The sequence below is a fragment of the Massilia sp. YIM B02443 genome, from assembly GCF_030411955.1.
Lineage (GTDB): Bacteria > Pseudomonadota > Gammaproteobacteria > Burkholderiales > Burkholderiaceae_D > Telluria.
On the sequence record NZ_JASNRA010000014.1, the window covers coordinates 102,519 to 118,567 of the forward strand.

The window sequence follows — 16,049 nt, forward strand, 5'->3', positions numbered from 1 at the left end:
CGCCGGCCGTCGCGCCGGCGGCTGCCAATGGTCTACGAGGCGCGCTCCGCAACGCTTGTTGCGGGCGCGCCTCGTGCTTTTCGGATACCGAAAAGGCGGCCATTTCCTGCAAACAATCTGTTTGAAAATAAGGTTGTTAGGAAATTCCCTACCTACACTTGTTGTTGGCGCGTCCGAGACGCGAGTGCGGCGAATGGGAATCCGATGAACGAGAACACGACAGTGCGCACGACAGTGCGCGGTACGGAACGGGGTAGCACCCGGTGGAGCGGGCGCTATCTGGGCGCGGCGCACCGCTTCATCCCGGCCGCGCAGCGCCACGACGCGGCGCAGACGGCGCGCGCCGAAAACGTGGTCAATGCCGCCGTGATCGCCGGCACCGCCGGCCCCATGTATGCGCTCGCCTATTGGCTGCTGGGGCTGGATACCGCGGCCTACGAGATACTGCTGTGCTCGCTTGTGATGCTGAGCGCGCCGGCCGTGCTGCGCGCCAGCGGCAGCGTGGCGGCCGCGCGCGAAGTGTTCCTGTGCGCGCTGTTCTTCAATTTCACCTGGCTGACCTGGCACCTGGGCGGCATCGTGGCGCCCACCGCCAGCTGGCTGATCACCGGGCCGGTGGTCGCCATGTTCCTGGGTGGCATGATCAGCGCCGGCTTCTGGCTGGCGATGAGCTGCGCCAGCGCCGCCCTGATCTATGTGCTGGAAGCGCATGGCGTCGGCATGCCGGCCGTGCCGCCCACCGACATGCCGCTGCTGCACCTGGTGTGCGACCTGGGACTGTACGTGGTGGTGCTGGTGTTCGTGGCGCTGTTTGAACTGAGCAAGAACGAAGGATTTTCGCGCCTGGGCCAGGCGCTGGCCACCATCAACGAGCTGGCCATCCGCGACGAGCTGACCGGCGCCCACAACCGCCGCTTCGTGCTCGACCTGGTGGACAAGGAAAAGGAAAGGGCCGACCGCAGCGGCAGCGAATTCTGCCTGTGCCTGTTCGACCTGGACCACTTCAAGCGCATCAACGACAGCTACGGCCACGGCGCCGGCGACGCCGTGCTGCGCGCCTTCGCGGGCGCCGCGCGGGCCCAGGTGCGGGCCTGCGATGCCTTCGGGCGCTACGGCGGCGAGGAATTCCTGCTGCTGCTGCCCGAGACGCCGTCGACCGACGCCATGGCCCTGGCCGAGCGCATCCGCGCCGTGGTCGAGGGCCTGCGCTGCACCGTCGGCGAAGGCGAGGGCGCCGTTACCATCGGCGCCACGGTATCGGTCGGGGTGGCCGAATACCGGTTGGGCGAGCCGGTGGCGCAGACCATCGTGCGCGCCGACGAGGCGCTGTACCTGGCCAAGTCGGCCGGCCGCAACCGGGTGCTGTGCCATGGCGCCGACCGCCGCGGAGCGGCCGCCGTTGCCGCCGCGGCCGTGTTGCCGGCGACACCGCTGGCGCCGGCGCCCGGCACCGCCACCGGCGCCGCGGCCGGCGCGCTCGCCCCCCAGGAATACGTCCAGCGCGACCAGCTCACCGGCCTGCTGCACCGGCGCCTGCTGCGCGACCGCCTGCGCCACGCGATGGAGCGCGCCAACCGCAACCGGCGTCCGCTGGCGCTGCTGCTGCTGAACATCAACCGTTTTAAAGAGATCAACGAGACCTTCGGCCACGCGCAGGGCGACGCGCTCCTGACCCAGGCCGGGATGGCGATCCGGCGCTGCCTGCGCGACTGCGACACCGTGGCGCGCTGGGGCGGCGACGAATTCGTAGCGCTGCTGGAAGACCTGGCGCTGGAGGCCGACGCCCAGACCGTGGCCGCCAAGATCCTCGACCGCTTCGGCACGCCGCTGCTGGTCGACGGCCGCGAATGCACGTTGACGCTGGCGGTGGGCGTGGCGCTGTACCCGGCCCCGGACTGCGACGTCGACACCCTGCTCGAACGCGCCGAGGTCGCGATGCGCGCCGCGCGCGGCTGGGGCGCCAACATCGTGCGCGTGTATTCGTCCCAGTTCGCGACCCAGCTCGCGGCTCAGGGCCAGGGCGCTGGGCGCGCCGTCCTGGCCACCGGCTTTCCCTACGGCGAGCGCCAGGCGTTGCGCGAAGGCTTGCGCGACGCGCTGGCATTGGGCCAGCTGTTCCTGGAATACCAGCCGCAGGTGGAGTTGCGCGGGCGCCGCGTGCTCGGGGTCGAGGCGCTGCTGCGCTGGCAGCATCCGCACTACGGCCGGGTCGAGCCGGGCCGCTTCATCGCCCTGGCCGAGGAAAGCGGCATGATCGTGCCGATCGGCGAATGGGTGCTGCGCAGCGCCTGCCTGCAGAACCGGGCCTGGCGCGCGGCCGGCCTGCCCGAGATCAAGACCGCGGTCAACCTGTCGGCGCGCCAGCTGAAGGAGCCGGGCCTGGCGGCGCGCGTGCTGGCGATCCTGGATGAGACCGGGATGCCGGCCGCCTGCCTCGAACTCGAGATCACCGAAGGCCTGTTGATCGAAGACCTGGGCGCCAACCGCGCCGTGGTCGAACTGCTGCGCCAGGCCGGCGTGCAGGTCTCGATCGACGATTTCGGCACCGGCTACTCGAGCCTGAACTACCTGTGCGAACTGCCGGTGGACGTGCTCAAGATGGACGGCATGTTCGTGCGCCGCCTGGGCGCTAGCGCCGGGCGCGGCAAGGCGTATGCGATCGCCGACAGCGTGGTGGCGATGGCGCACCGGCTCGGCCTGGCCGTGATCGCAGAGTCGGTCGAGACCGTCGAGCAACTGGGCGACCTGTGCGCGATGGGCTGCGACGCCGCCCAGGGCTACCTGTTCGACCGCCCGCTGGCGCCGGAACAGGTGGCGGCGCTGCTCGGGCGTCAGGCCAGGGAAGCGGACGCGCTGCCGGCATAAGCCGGGCCCGATCCGCCGATCCAACGCAGCATTCCCGCGCGGCGCACTGCCGCGCGCAACGTCATGCAACATCCCCGGAGGACGCCGTGCACAACGAACTCATTCCCTTCGACCCCGCGCGCGACCCGCAGGCGCTGGCGGCATCGGGCGCGCTGGACGGCAACGTCGCCCAGTTCGCCCAGCCGCGCGGCCCCGACCTGCTGCGCCGCGGCGCCGCCCTCGACGCCTGGTGCACCTTGCGTGCGCGCCATGGCGTGTGGCCGTACGCGCGGGTGCTGGAAGGCCCGCCCGAGCCGCTGGCGACGGTGGCCGGCGGCGACGGCCCGGCGCGGCGCGGCATCAATTTCGCGTCGCAGGATTACCTGTCGCTGGCGGCGCACCCGGCGGTGGCCGAGGCGGCCCAGCGCGCGCTGCGCGAGGCCGGCCCGCACAGTGCGGGCTCGGCGGTATTGCTGGGCAATACGCGCCTGTCGCAGCAGCTCGAGGCCAGCCTGGGCGAATTGCTGGGACTGGGCCAGGTGGTGCTGTTCCCGACCGGCTGGGCCGCCGCCTTCGGCGCCATTACCGGGCTGGTGCACGGCGCCGACCACGTCGTGATCGATGCCCTGGCCCATGCCTCGCTGCGCCAGGGGGCGATGGCGGCCACGCGCAACGTGCTGGTGCACCGCCACCTGGATTGCGACCACGTGCGCGAGCTGCTGGCGCGCATCCGCGCCCAGGACAGCGCGAACGCGATCCTGGTGGTCACCGAAGGCCTGTTCAGCATGGACGCCGACAGCCCGGATCTGCCGCTGCTGCAGCACCTGTGCCGCGAGTATGGCGCGACGCTGCTGGTGGACGTGGCGCACGACCTGGGCGCGCTCGGTCCCGGTGGCGGCGGCGCGATAGCAAGCCAGAACATGACGGGGCGGATCGATATCGTGATGGGCAGCTTTTCGAAAACCTTTGCCACCAATGGCGGCTTCGTCGCCTGCGCCGAGCGGCCGGCGCGGCGCCAGCTGCAGATGTACGCCGGGCCGCACATGTTTTCCAATGCCCTCTCGCCGCTGCAGGCGGCGGTGGCGCTGGAAAGCCTGCGCATCGCGACCAGCGCCGAAGGCGACGGCCTGCGCGCCGACCTGCTGCGCAACGCGGTCGAACTGCGCGCGCTGCTGGCCGGCGCCAAACTGCACTGCCCGGGCGCGCCGTCGCCGATCGTGCCGGTGTGGACCGGCTCGGAAAGCGCGGCGCGCATCGCCGGCATGCTGCTGGCGCGCGACGCGGTGTTCGTCAATCCGGTCGAATTCCCCGGCGTGCCGCTGGGCGCCGCGCGCCTGCGCCTGCAATTGATGGCGCACCATTCGCCGGCTCAGCTGCGGCGCGCCGCCGGCCTGGTCGCCGCCGCCTGCGAACGGGCCGGCGCCGGCCGTCCGCCCGCGCTGGCGGGGGCGGAGCGCTATCGTGCTTGATGCGCTCGCGCCCGCGCCGGCCGGGGCCAACGCCTGCGTGGTCGCGCGCATGCTGCGCCATGCGCGCGCCACGCCGCAGCGCATCGCCTTCACCTTCGTGCGCGAGGACGGGCGCGAAGAGACGCTGCGCTGTGGCGAGCTGGCCGAGCGCAGCGCGGCGCTGGCCGCGGCGCTGACGGCGCTCTTGCCCCAACAGGCGCTGCAGGGAGAGCGTGCCTTGCTGCTGTTTTCTCCCGGCCTGGAGTTCGTGCTCGCCTTCTTCGCCTGCCTGCGCGCCGGCCTGGTCGCGGTGCCGGCGCCGCTGCCGCGCCGCCATGGCGGGGCGCTGCACCTGCGCGCGCTGCTGCAGGACGCCGATCCGGTGCTGGTGCTGGGCACGCGCGATGGCGCATCCGCGCTGGCGCCGCTGCTGGAAGGCGCGCGTGCGCGGCTGGCCTGCACCGACACGCTGCCGCCGGCCCCCGAGCACACGGCCATGCCGCTGCCCTGGCCGGACGACCTGGCCTTCATCCAGTACACCTCCGGCTCGACCAGCGCGCCGCGCGGGGTCGAAGTCAGCCACGCCAATCTTGCCGCCAACGTCGACATGATCGGCGCCGCCTTCGGTTTCGATGGCGACAGCGTGATGGCCAGCTGGCTGCCGCCGTTCCACGACATGGGCCTCGTCGGCAGCATCGTGGCGCCGGCGGCGCTCGGTTTTCGCTCGGTGCTGATGGCGCCGGCGACCTTCCTGCGCCAGCCACAGCGCTGGCTGCAGGCGATCGCGGCGTACGGCGCGACCTGCGCCGGCGCCCCCGATTTCGCCTGGGACCTGTGCGCGCGCCGCGTCACTGCGGCCCACAAGGCGGGCCTGGACCTGTCGCGCCTGCAGGTGGCCTACAACGGCGCCGAGCCGGTGCGCGCCGCCACGCTGCGCGCCCTGGCCGAGGCCTTCGCCGGCTGCGGCTTGCGCGCCGAGGCGCTGTTCCCGTGCTATGGCCTGGCCGAGAACACGCTGCTGGCGGCAGGCGGCCCGCGCGGCCGCGCGCCGAAGGTCGTCGCCGTCAGCCAGGCCCGGCTCGAGGCGGGGCAGGTGCGCGATGCGACGGGCGACGACCCGGATGCGCGCGAACTGGTCAGCTGCGGCCCGGCCGCGGCCGGCGTGACCTTGCTGGCGGTCGACCCTGACAGCCGCCGCGCGGCCGGACCGGGGCGGGTGGGAGAGATCTGGATCGCGGGGGCGGCGGTGGCGCGCGGCTACCGCGGCGGGCACGACGAAGGCGCGGAGCGTGCGCTGGCGTTCGGGGCGCGCCTGGCCGACGGCAGCGGCCCATGGCTGCGCACCGGCGACCTGGGCTTCCTGCGCGATGGCGAACTGTATGTGACCGGGCGCCTGAAGGACATCGTGATCGTCAACGGCCGCAATATCTATCCGCAGGACGTCGAGGCGGTGGTGGAAGAAGTGGCCGGTTTCCTGGAGACGAACCGCTGCGCCGTGTTCGGGCTGGAAGAAAGCACGGAGGGCGGGCGTGGCGACGATCTGCGCGGCGGCGGCCACGAACGGCTGGCGATCGTGGCCGAGGCCGACCGGCGCCTGGTGCGCATTGCCCGCAGCCATGACAAGGACGGCGGCGCCGATGGGGCCGGCGTTGCCCAGCTCGACGCGCTGGCGCAGCGCATCCGCGGCGCGGTGGCGAGCCGCTTCGGCACCACGGTCGAACTGCTGGCCTTCGTGCGGCCCGGCGCCTTCCCGCGCACCAGCAGCGGCAAGGTGCAGCGCGCCCGTTGCAAGCTGCTGGCCGCGCGCGGCGAACTCGAGATCGTGTACGCTGCGCGCGAGCTGCATCCGCGCCGGCGCCGCGCCGACCTGCCGCTGGCCGAGCAAAGCCGGCGCACCGCGGCCGAGATGCGCGACTGGCTGCGGCGCTGGGCGCCGCGCCGGCTCGACTCGCGCCTGATGGACGAACGGCGCACCATGCCGCCGCACGTGCTGCTCGACCTCGGCAACCATGGCTTTCTCGGCATGCAGGCGCCGCTGGCGCTGGGCGGCAAGGCGCTGGCCACCACCGACCTGCTGCGCCTGATGGAGCAGCTGGCGGCGATCGACCTGACCCTGGCCACCGCGGTCGGCGTGCACAACGGCCTCGGCCTGCGCCCGCTGCTGCGCTTCGGCGCCCCGACCCTGCGCGCCGGCGTGGTGCCGCAGCTGGCCGGCGGGCGCCAGCTGGCGGCGTTCGCGCTGACCGAGCCGGCCGCCGGCGCCAATCCGCTGGCGATGCGCACGCGCGCCGTGCGCTGCCCCGGCGGCTGGCGCCTGTCCGGCGACAAGCACCTGATCGGTCTCGCCAACTGGGCCGGCTGGATCACGGTGGTGGCGCGCGCGCTCGATGAAGGCGGGATGGCGCTGGGCACGGTGGCGCTGCTGGTGCCGGACGACGCGCCCGGCGTGCACCAGGAAGCCGAGGCGCTGACCATGGGCATGCGCGCCATGGTGCAGAACGCGCTGCGCTTCGACGCCGTGTTCGTGCCCGACGTGCACGTGCTGGGCGTGCCGGGCGCCGGCATGGACGTGGCGCGCGACGCCATGGCCTTCGCCCGCCTGGGGATCGGCGCGCTGTGCGTGGGCGCCATGAAGCGCTGCGCCCAGCTGATGCTGCGCTACGCCAGCCGGCGCGAGGTGGCGGGCGGGCGCCTGCTCGACCATCCGGTGACGCTGGCGCGGCTCGATGCCCTGACCTGCGCCATTGCGGCGCTGGAAGCGCTGGTGCAGGCGCTGGCGGCGCACGACGAGCGCGGCGCCGGCCTGCCGCAGGAAGCCTGCATGGCCTGCAAGTGCGTGGCGTCGGAACTGCTGTGGGAGTCGGCCGACGCCCTGATGCAGCTGCTGGGCGGGCGCGGCTACCTGGAGCCGAACCTGGCGCCGCTGCTGCTGCGCGACGCGCGCGTGATGCGCATCCTGGAAGGGCCGACCGAGGCGCTCTACGTGCACCTCGGCAGCGGCGCGCTTGATGGCGGCTGCCTCGACTTCGTGGCGGGCGAGCTGGATGCGCCGGCGCTGGCGCAGCAGGCGCGCGCGGCGCTGCGCAGCCACGGCGCCGCTTGCTCGGCGTATGCGGCCGGCGAACTGTGCGCCTGGACGCTGCTGGCGGCCGCGATTCCCGAAGGCGGACCGGACAGCGCCGCCGCCGGCTGGGTGCGGCGGCGCTGGTCCGCGCTGCTGGCGCAGCTGGGACAGGACGGGGCGCGCGCTCCGGTCGAGCTGCTGGCCGGACGCATTGCGGCCTATGCCGAGGCGATCGGCGCGCCCGACCAGGATGCCGCCGGGGAGGGGCGCGAGCGCGATCCGCTGCTCGAGCCGGACTGGCCGCAGGAGGCGGGCGAGGCGCCGTTTGCGGCGCCGCAGATGGAGCCGGCAGCGCAGCATGGAACTGCAGTGCCGGCACCGGTAGCGTCGGCGTCCGCTGCCGACACGCGCGCGCTGGTGCGGCGCTGCCTGCTGGCCGGACTGCAGGACGCCGGCGTCGAGACGCTCGGCGACGACGAGCCGTTCACCGAAGCCGGACTCGATTCGCTGGCGGCGGTGCCGGTGGCGCTGGAGCTGGAGCGGCAGACCGGACTGGCGATCGGCTCCGAGCTGCTGTACGAGTACCAGACGGTGACGCTGCTGGCCGCCTATATTGACGCCAGGCGCGACGCCGGACGCGACGGCGGACGTGACGGCGGGCGTGCCGGGGCGGTGGCGCCGGCCGCGCCCATCGCGTGAGGCGAATATCGTCGCCCGGACGCTGCTGGCGTGGATGGCAACGGGGTAAAATACCTGTTTTACCTCTTTGCTTTCCGCTATGACCGTCCGCACCCGATTCGCTCCCAGCCCGACCGGCTACCTCCACCTTGGCGGCGCGCGCACCGCGCTGTATTCCTGGGCCTATGCCCGCCACTTCGGCGGCACCTTCATCCTGCGCATCGAAGACACCGACCTCGAGCGCTCGACGCCGGAAGCCGTGCAGGCGATCCTGGACGGCATGAAATGGCTGGGCCTGGAGCACGACGAAGGCCCGTTCTACCAGATGCAGCGCATGGACCGCTACCGCGAAGTGGTCAAGGGCATGCTGGAAGCCGGCACCGCTTACCTGTGCTATTGCTCGCCAGAAGAAGTCGAAGCGATGCGCGAGCGCATGCGCGCAAACGGCGAGAAGCCGCGTTACGACGGCACCTGGCGTCCGGAGCCGGGCAAGACCTTGCCGGCAGTGCCGGAAGGCGTCAAGCCGGTGGTGCGCTTCAAGAATCCGCGCGACGGCGAAGTGACCTGGAACGACGTGGTCAAGGGGCCGATCACGATCGGCAACAAGGAACTCGACGACCTGGTGATCGCGCGTCCGGACGGCACCCCGACCTATAACTTCTGCGTCGCGGTCGATGACTGGGACATGAAGATCACCCACGTGCTGCGCGGCGACGACCACGTCAACAACACCCCGCGCCAGATCAACATCCTGCAGGCGCTCGGCGCCGAGCTGCCGCAGTACGGCCACCTGCCGATGATCCTGGGCGCCGACGGCCAGAAGCTGTCCAAGCGCCACGGCGCGGTGAGCGTGATGGAATACCCGGAACAGGGCTACCTGCCGGAAGCGATGCTGAACTACCTGGCGCGCCTGGGCTGGAGCCACGGCGACGACGAGATCTTCTCGATGCAGCAGTTCACCGAGTGGTTCAACCTGGAACACCTGACCGCCTCAGCAGCGCAGTTCAACCCGGAAAAGCTGGGCTGGCTGAACAACCACTATATCAAGCAGAGCGACAACGAGCGCCTGGCGCAGCTGGCGCTGCCGAAGCTGGAACGCGACGGCGCGCGCTTCGACGGCGCCCCGGCGCTGGCGACCGTGCTGGGCCTGATGAAGGAGCGCGTCAATACCATCAACGAACTGGCCGACGCGGCGATGCTGTTCTACCGCGAGCCGCAGCCGGAAGCAGAACTGCTGGCGCTGCACCTGACCGACGCCGTGCGCGCGGCGCTGGCGACCTTCGCCGAGCGTTGCGCCGGCGTCGAGTGGAACAAAACGGCGCTGAGCGCGATGATGAAGGAAGTGCTGGCCGCGCACAGCCTCAAGATGCCGCAGCTGGCGATGCCGCTGCGCCTGCTGCTGACCGGTCAGCTGCAGACCCCGGCCATCGATGCGGTGCTGGAGCTGTTTGGCCGCGACGTGGTGCTGGCGCGCGTGCAGAAGGGCCTGTAATCCCGGCCCTGTAGATAGCAGGATGGCGGACGCTCGCAAGCTGCAGATCACGATGAAAATCGTTGTTTGCGAAATGCAAGGGCGTCCGCTATAATGCTCGCACTTCAGCGCTGCGGGGGTATAGCTCAGCTGGGAGAGCGCTTGCATGGCATGCAAGAGGTCAGCGGTTCGATCCCGCTTACCTCCACCAACTCTGAAGGTAGTAAGGCAGTAAGTAGTGCAGCAGTAAGGTAGTAGCGGTTGTTCCCGGTCCCTATCGTCTAGAGGCCTAGGACATCACCCTTTCACGGTGAGTACCGGGGTTCGAATCCCCGTGGGGACGCCAGGCAACTGGCAAGAATGACCGGACGAAGCAGCGTTGTAGTGAAAAGCGCAGCACTAGTCGAAGCAGCAACGATGTAGTAAAATGTTGTTTTCCCGTAGGGGGTATAGCTCAGCTGGGAGAGCGCTTGCATGGCATGCAAGAGGTCAGCGGTTCGATCCCGCTTACCTCCACCACGTTGGAAAAGCAGCATTGCAGTATCGGTAGTACATTGGAAGTGACTAGGGTCCCTATCGTCTAGAGGCCTAGGACATCACCCTTTCACGGTGAGTACCGGGGTTCGAATCTCCGTGGGGACGCCAAGAATTTTGGCAAGACATGAGCAGGGTGCTGCGCCAGCGGCGGCACCGGCAGGCAGAACAAGGTAGTCTAGTAGTCGGTAGTTTAAGTCAGTCAGATTTAGGTCCCCATCGTCTAGAGGCCTAGGACATCACCCTTTCACGGTGAGTACCGGGGTTCGAATCCCCGTGGGGACGCCAAGAATTTTGGCAAGAAATGAGCAGGGTGCTGCGCCAGCGGCGGCACCGGCAGGCAGTACAAGGTAGTCTAGTAGTCGGTAGTTTAAGTCAGTCAGTTTTAGGTCCCCATCGTCTAGAGGCCTAGGACATCACCCTTTCACGGTGAGTACCGGGGTTCGAATCCCCGTGGGGACGCCAGCTTAAAACCGGAGTAGACCAACGCGCATGCGCGGAGAGGTGCTCCGGTTTTTCTATTGTGCTGGTATATTTGCGCCTGGGCGCCGTGTCGTCATGACGCCGTGGCCGTGCCAGCAGTAGTTGCAGTAGTACAGTTTTAGGTCCCCATCGTCTAGAGGCCTAGGACATCACCCTTTCACGGTGAGTACCGGGGTTCGAATCCCCGTGGGGACGCCAGACAGAGACCGGAGCCGGCCACGCGAGTGGGGCTCCGGTTTTCTTTTTTGCGTTGACGGCGGCGATATGCCGTTTTGGCTCGCGGTGAACGTGATCGCCGCTCGCTTTGCATTGTTAGTGCGACAGGCGGCCTTTCGTGCGGCCGCGTTGACGCAGCTGATTCAAGGCAGCTTATTCAAGGCAACGCAGCCGATTCAACGCAGCTGCTTCAACGTGGTCGTCTTGACGCGATCGCTTCAATGCAGTCGCGTCGCTGCAGCCGCTTCGATGCGGTCGCGTCAACGCAGCCACGTCAACGCAGTCACGACAACGCAGTCACGTCAATTCTGATGGTCCAACGCTGGCATTACCAACCCGGCGGTGGCATGCCGCCGAAAGCAAAGCCAAACGGCAGGCTCTGCAAGGTCAGTCCCATTGCGCCTGGTCCAGCTCCCGCGCTTGCCATGCCGATCCCCGTGCCCCCACGCTGGCCGCTATCCATGCCGGCGAACATCGCCGCCGGCATGCCGAAGCTTGATGCCTGGCCGTGCCACGGCATGCTCATCTGCGCGGTCGACAGGCCGAGCGCAATCAGTGCGTCCGGCATGCCGTAGCCGACGTAGTTCGGATCGGCGGTCGCCACCGGGCGCGCGCTCATGCGCAGGATCTGGAACAGGCCCTCGACCCGTTCGGGCGAGCGCATGCGCAGCACCGACTGGAACTCGGGCCGGTGCGCCAGCACCAGCGCCGCCAGACCGGTGACGTGCGGCGTCGCCATCGAGGTGCCGTCCCAGGCTGCGAAGTTATTCGGCGGCACCGACGACACCACTGCCACGCCCGGGGCGCACACGTCCACCTGCGGACCGAAGCAGCTGAAGCGGGCGGTGAAGTAGCCCTGGGCGTCGATGTCCTTGCCCAGGGTTTCGGCGTGATAGCTGTCGGGCGGGAATTCGCCGATCTTGCCGATCGCCGCGACCGCCAGCACGTGCTGCGACGACGCCGGATATTGCACCGGTCCGCTCGAGTTGCCGGCGGCGGCGATGCAGGCCACGCCGGCCTGCTTGGCGCGCACGATCTGGCGCTCCAGCGCCTCGGACGGTGCGCCGCCGCCCAGGCTCAGGTTGACCACGTCGATCTGCTGTTCGATGCAGTATTCCAGCGCATCGATCAGCTGGCTCACCTGGCCGCCAGGGAACAGCTTGCAGACGTGGACCTCGGCCTGCGGCGCGAAGCCGCGGATGCCCCAGACCGGATCGGTGGCCGCGATCACGCCGGTGCAGTGTGAACCGTGGCCGAGCGTGTCGGCGTTCCAGGTGCCGCGGTCGACGTGCTTGTTGACGACGTCGAAGCCGGCCCGGATGCGGTTCAGGTTGCCGTGCGTGGTGGCGGCGCCGGAGTCGATCACGGCCACCTTGATGCCCTGGCCGCCGAACTGCGGCGGCACCTGGTCCAGGCGCATGGCGCGCGCCCCCCAGCCCACCGTGTTCTGTTGCGGCATGTTGCGCAGCGCCGGCCACTCGGCCAGCGGCTTGAGCATCACCACGTTCGGCTGGTCCAGGCTCAGGTCGGGATCGCGCTGGTAGAAGCTCCAGTAGTCGGCACGCGGCTTGACGTACAGGCCGCTGACCGAATTCGCGTCCGGTCCGTAGACGCGCAGCCGCGCCACGCCGTCCGCGCCGGTGACGGCGCTGCTCGGCAACACCCCGCCGAACAGCGACACCTCGACCTCGGCCAACGGCTGGTCATCCTGGCCGACCACGTTCAACAGCAGCTCGGCTTGCGGCCCCTGGTAGGGCGTCAGCGAGCTGACCAGGTCGGGGCGGCGCAGCATCGGGTCGAGCAGCCGCAGGTGCTGGTCGCGCTCGACCAGCAGTTGCCCCTGGCCGCGCTGCAGCAGTTCGCCGGCCTTCTGGTCGGTCATGCGCGCCACCACCACGCCGTCGCCGCTGTCGCCAAACACGCCGCCGCCGGACGGTGTGAAGCCGGCCATGCCGAGCGGGCCGAAACCGGCCGGCGCCACACTGGCGCGGGTGGCGATGGTTTCGACCACGTCGATGTCGGGCAGCGCCTGCAATGCCTGTTCGACCGATTGCAGTCCCAGCGCAGGGGCGAGGGCGGACGGACCGAAGGCGGCGCCGGGCGCGGCGCGCGGCGCCACCAGATACTTCTTCTTGCGCTCGGCGACCGGGCGGCCGGGCCCCGGCGCGGCGCCGGTGCTGGAAGCGCCGGAAGCGCTGGAAGCGCCTTCAGCGCCGGAAGCGCCGGAAGTGGCGGAAGCGCCCGCGCTGCCGGAAGCGATGGGCGCAGCACCCGCGCTGGCCGCGCCTGCGGCGGCGCCGTCGTCGGTGGCGGGGCGCTTGTCTCCGGCGCCGTCCGGCGGTGGAGGTGGGCGGTCCTGGAAGTCGCTGGCGCCGCCTTGAGGTTGTTTGGGCATGTCGTGTCCTTTGTCCGGCGCCGCTCAGCGCGACAGCGAGAGCGGCTGGTCCGGTTCGATCGTTAACTGGTAGAGGCTGCTGTGCCGCAGGCGCTCGGCGGTCGGGGCGTCGGTCTCGACGACGGCCGTATGCGGCGGGCCGGCGGAGGGGCCGATGGTGTCGACCAGGCGCACGCCGGGCTCGGTGTCGAGCGCGGCGAGGAAGCGGGCCAGGGCGTCGTCCTCGCCGGTGGCGCGCACGATGTAGCGGCTGACTGCGGCAGGTGGCAGGGGTTGCGGCATGGTTGGGCTCCTGCGGGCTCAACAGAACCCGCGAAAGCCGGACGCCGCAGTCGCGGCTTCCGGCGGCTTTGTTATCGTTTAATGAAGGGTTTGCTGGCCACCGAACTGGCCTTGCTGGGCCTGCAGCTGGGCCTGTTGCAGGGCTTGCTGTTGGTAGGCGCTGTACGGATCGGCCGAGAACGGCAGCATGCGGCCGATCTGGCTGGCGACGCCGCCGATGGCCGCGCCCAGGCCCTGGTTACCGAACTGGTTGCCCAGGAAGCTGCCTATCGGCTGTGCATACTGGCCGACCATATTGGCGACCCAGCCGCCCTGCGGCGTCATCTGTCCCTGGCCGCCTTGCTGGGCGCCCAGCTGCTGTTGCAGCACCGCTTGCTGTTGCTGGCATTGCTGCAGCATTTGCTGCAGTTGCTGTTCCTGGGCCTGCAGCTGCTGCAGTTGCAACAGCGGATTCTGCTGGCCTTGCTGTCCTTGCTGGGTTTGTGGATCGGCCGAGAACGGCAGGAAGCGGGCATAGCTCCCGGTGTCGCTGATCATGTCGCCCAGCTTGCGATTGCCGGTAAGGCCGCCGACGATCGCGCCCGCCGGCTTGCTGAGCCTGGAGATGAAGCTGCCGATCCCTTGCGGTGCGAACTGCTGTTGCTGCAATTGCTGTTGTTGCTGCAGCTCCTGCATCTGCTGGAGTTGCTGCAGCTGCTGGAGTTGCTGCAGCTGTTGCAGCTGTTGCGGATCGATCTGCTGTTGCTGGGTACCGGTCGGATCGGCCGAGAACGGCGACAGGCCGCCCAGGAAGCCGCCGGCCCATTGGCCGATGCGGCCGCCCAGGTTGGGATTGTTGAACAGTCCGCCGATGCCGCGTCCGATGGCGCCGCCGATCGGCGCGCCGAGCGTGCCGCCCACGAGGCTCTGCGGTGCGAACTGCTGCTGCGGGATTTGCTGTGCGCCAAAACCTTGCTGAAAATCGTACATGTCCGACTCCTCCAGTAATCGGCCGCGGTGCCGGCGTGACGGCCGGCCCACATGCTCGTGCGCGCTGCGCGACACCGTCGCGGAGCTGCGCCAGGTTGCCAACGAACGAGCACTTGCGGCCGCGTTCATATGAATCGCGCCCGGACTCCCACAATCAATGCGGACATCGATGGCGACGGTGAGCCGGTGGCGCGAGCGTAGGGCAGGGAGGCATCAACGAGACCGCCTTCCCTGCAGGTAAGCGTTCGACCTGAGGCCAGGCGCGAAGTTTATGAACTAACTCCATGTGAAGTGACTTCACGATCGCCGCTTGCGGTAACGCATACAACGGCAGGAAAACCGCGACATTCCATTGCGCAAATCACTTTGCACGCGGAAAAAGCATCCATGAATCGAGTAGAATGACGGCCCTTTGCCGGACCGGCTCCAGCCGCCCGGCGCCGCCCGAACCCATCTTTCACCTCGCCGCCATGTCCATACGCCCAACCGCTCCATCGCTCGCGATCTTCTGCAAAGTGGTCGACAACTATGGCGACATCGGCATCTGCTGGCGCCTGGCGCGCCAGTTGCAGCACGAGCATGGCGTGGCGGTGACGCTGTGGGTCGACGACCTGGCCAGCTACCGCCGCATCTGTCCGGAAGTCGACCTTGGCGCCGAGGTCCAGCAAGTGCAGGGCGTGACGGTGCGCCATTGGCGCGGCCAGGACGGCGCCTTCGCGCCGGACGGGATCCCGGAGGTGGTCATCGAATTCTTCGGCTGCGACTTGCCGCCCGGCTATGTCGAGGCGATGGCGGCGCGCACGCCGCGCCCGGTGTGGCTGAACTACGAAGGCTTGACGGCCGAGGACTGGGTCGAAGGCTGCCACCGCCTGCCGTCGATGCATCCGCGCCTGCGCCTGACCAAGCATTTCTATTTCCCCGGCTTTAACGAACGCACCGGCGGCCTGCTGCACGAGGCCGGCCTGGACGAGCGCCGCCGCGCGTTTCAACAAGACCACGCTGCCGTGGCGACTTTCCTGGCACGCTTTGGCGTCACGCCGCAGGAACTTGCTGCGCGCAAGGTGTCGCTGTTCTGCTATCCGGACGCGCCGGTCGCCCACATGCTGCAAACCTGGACCGGCGGCGCCAAGCCGACCCTGTGCCTGGTGCCGGAAGGCGTGGCAAGGGAACAGGTCGAGGCCTTCCTGGGCGCCGCCGCCGTGGCCGGCGCCGCGGCGACGCACGGCGCCCTGACGCTGCGCGTGCTGCCCTTCGTGCCGCAGCCCGACTACGACCTGCTGCTGTGGGCCTGCGACCTGAACTTCGTGCGCGGCGAGGATTCCTGGGTGCGCGCCCAGTGGGCCGGCCGCCCCTTCGTCTGGCACATCTATGTGCAGGACGAGAACCTGCACCACAAGAAGCTGCGCGCCTTCCTCGACCGTTACGCCGCGCAACTGCCGGCGCTGGCGCGCTTCATGCTCGGCTGGAATGGCGCCCTGGCCATCGGCGACTGGAATGAGGCATGGCAGGCCGTGCTGAACGAAATACCGCACGACCTTGCGCGCGCCGAAGAATGGCGCGGGGAAGTGCTGGCGCATGGCGATTTGGTGACGAAGCTGCTCGATTTCGTGCGCGAACTGGGGCGGTAAGGGCAAAACCGAGTATAATGCCCGGTTAGTTTGTACT

The 16,049-nt window shown here is 69.5% G+C and carries 8 protein-coding genes and 7 tRNA genes; 12 read left to right on the top strand and 3 right to left on the bottom strand.

What is annotated here, in order from left to right; translation table 11 throughout:
• Positions 1 to 204: 204 nt before the first annotated feature.
• The 11 genes from QPK27_RS15595 (at position 205) to QPK27_RS15645 (ending at position 10,720) form a co-directional block, all read left to right on the top strand.
• A complete protein-coding gene (locus tag QPK27_RS15595; RefSeq protein WP_290419175.1) occupies positions 205 to 2,865 on the top strand; it encodes a bifunctional diguanylate cyclase/phosphodiesterase in 2,661 nt (886 codons plus the stop codon).
• Between the two features lie 86 nt (positions 2,866 to 2,951).
• Complete coding sequence (locus QPK27_RS15600) at positions 2,952 to 4,313, top strand: aminotransferase class I/II-fold pyridoxal phosphate-dependent enzyme (protein ID WP_290419176.1); 1,362 nt, start codon at positions 2,952 to 2,954, stop codon at positions 4,311 to 4,313.
• On the top strand, positions 4,306 to 8,055 hold the full coding sequence (locus tag QPK27_RS15605) for an AMP-binding protein (protein ID WP_290419177.1): 3,750 nt from the start codon (positions 4,306 to 4,308) through the stop codon (positions 8,053 to 8,055). Before QPK27_RS15600 ends, QPK27_RS15605 begins: the two co-directional genes overlap by 8 nt.
• A 79-nt stretch (positions 8,056 to 8,134) precedes the next feature.
• Positions 8,135 to 9,526 carry a glutamate--tRNA ligase gene (gene gltX, locus QPK27_RS15610; protein ID WP_290419178.1) on the top strand — a complete coding sequence of 464 codons (1,392 nt, stop codon included), beginning with the start codon at positions 8,135 to 8,137 and terminating at the stop codon, positions 9,524 to 9,526.
• 114 nt (positions 9,527 to 9,640) lie between these two features.
• Positions 9,641 to 9,716: transfer RNA gene (locus QPK27_RS15615), tRNA-Ala, on the top strand.
• Positions 9,717 to 9,775: 59 nt separating this feature from the next.
• A tRNA-Glu gene (locus tag QPK27_RS15620) sits at positions 9,776 to 9,851 on the top strand.
• A gap of 97 nt (positions 9,852 to 9,948) precedes the next feature.
• Positions 9,949 to 10,024, top strand: a tRNA-Ala gene (locus QPK27_RS15625).
• Positions 10,025 to 10,074: 50 nt separating this feature from the next.
• Positions 10,075 to 10,150: transfer RNA gene (locus tag QPK27_RS15630), tRNA-Glu, on the top strand.
• A 101-nt stretch (positions 10,151 to 10,251) separates the two neighbouring features.
• Positions 10,252 to 10,327, top strand: a tRNA-Glu gene (locus tag QPK27_RS15635).
• 101 nt (positions 10,328 to 10,428) lie between these two features.
• Positions 10,429 to 10,504, top strand: a tRNA-Glu gene (locus QPK27_RS15640).
• A gap of 140 nt (positions 10,505 to 10,644) precedes the next feature.
• Positions 10,645 to 10,720 (top strand) — tRNA-Glu (locus QPK27_RS15645).
• Positions 10,721 to 11,066: 346 nt separating this feature from the next.
• Here QPK27_RS15645 and QPK27_RS15650 read toward each other — a convergent pair.
• The 3 genes from QPK27_RS15650 to QPK27_RS15660 form a co-directional block, all read right to left on the bottom strand.
• Complete coding sequence (locus QPK27_RS15650) at positions 11,067 to 13,133, bottom strand: S8 family serine peptidase (protein ID WP_290419179.1); 2,067 nt, start codon at positions 13,131 to 13,133, stop codon at positions 11,067 to 11,069.
• Positions 13,134 to 13,157: 24 nt separating this feature from the next.
• The gene (locus tag QPK27_RS15655) at positions 13,158 to 13,415 is read right to left on the bottom strand and encodes a hypothetical protein (RefSeq protein WP_290419180.1); all 258 of its coding nucleotides are present in this window, start codon (positions 13,413 to 13,415) and stop codon (positions 13,158 to 13,160) included.
• Between the two features lie 78 nt (positions 13,416 to 13,493).
• Entirely contained in the window at positions 13,494 to 14,384 is an 891-nt protein-coding gene (locus QPK27_RS15660) for a hypothetical protein (RefSeq protein WP_290419181.1), read from the bottom strand.
• 470 nt (positions 14,385 to 14,854) lie between these two features.
• On the opposite strand from QPK27_RS15660, the gene earP reads away from it, so the two are divergent.
• A complete protein-coding gene (gene earP / locus QPK27_RS15665) occupies positions 14,855 to 16,012 on the top strand; it encodes an elongation factor P maturation arginine rhamnosyltransferase EarP (protein ID WP_290419182.1) in 1,158 nt (385 codons plus the stop codon).
• Positions 16,013 to 16,049 lie beyond the last annotated feature (37 nt).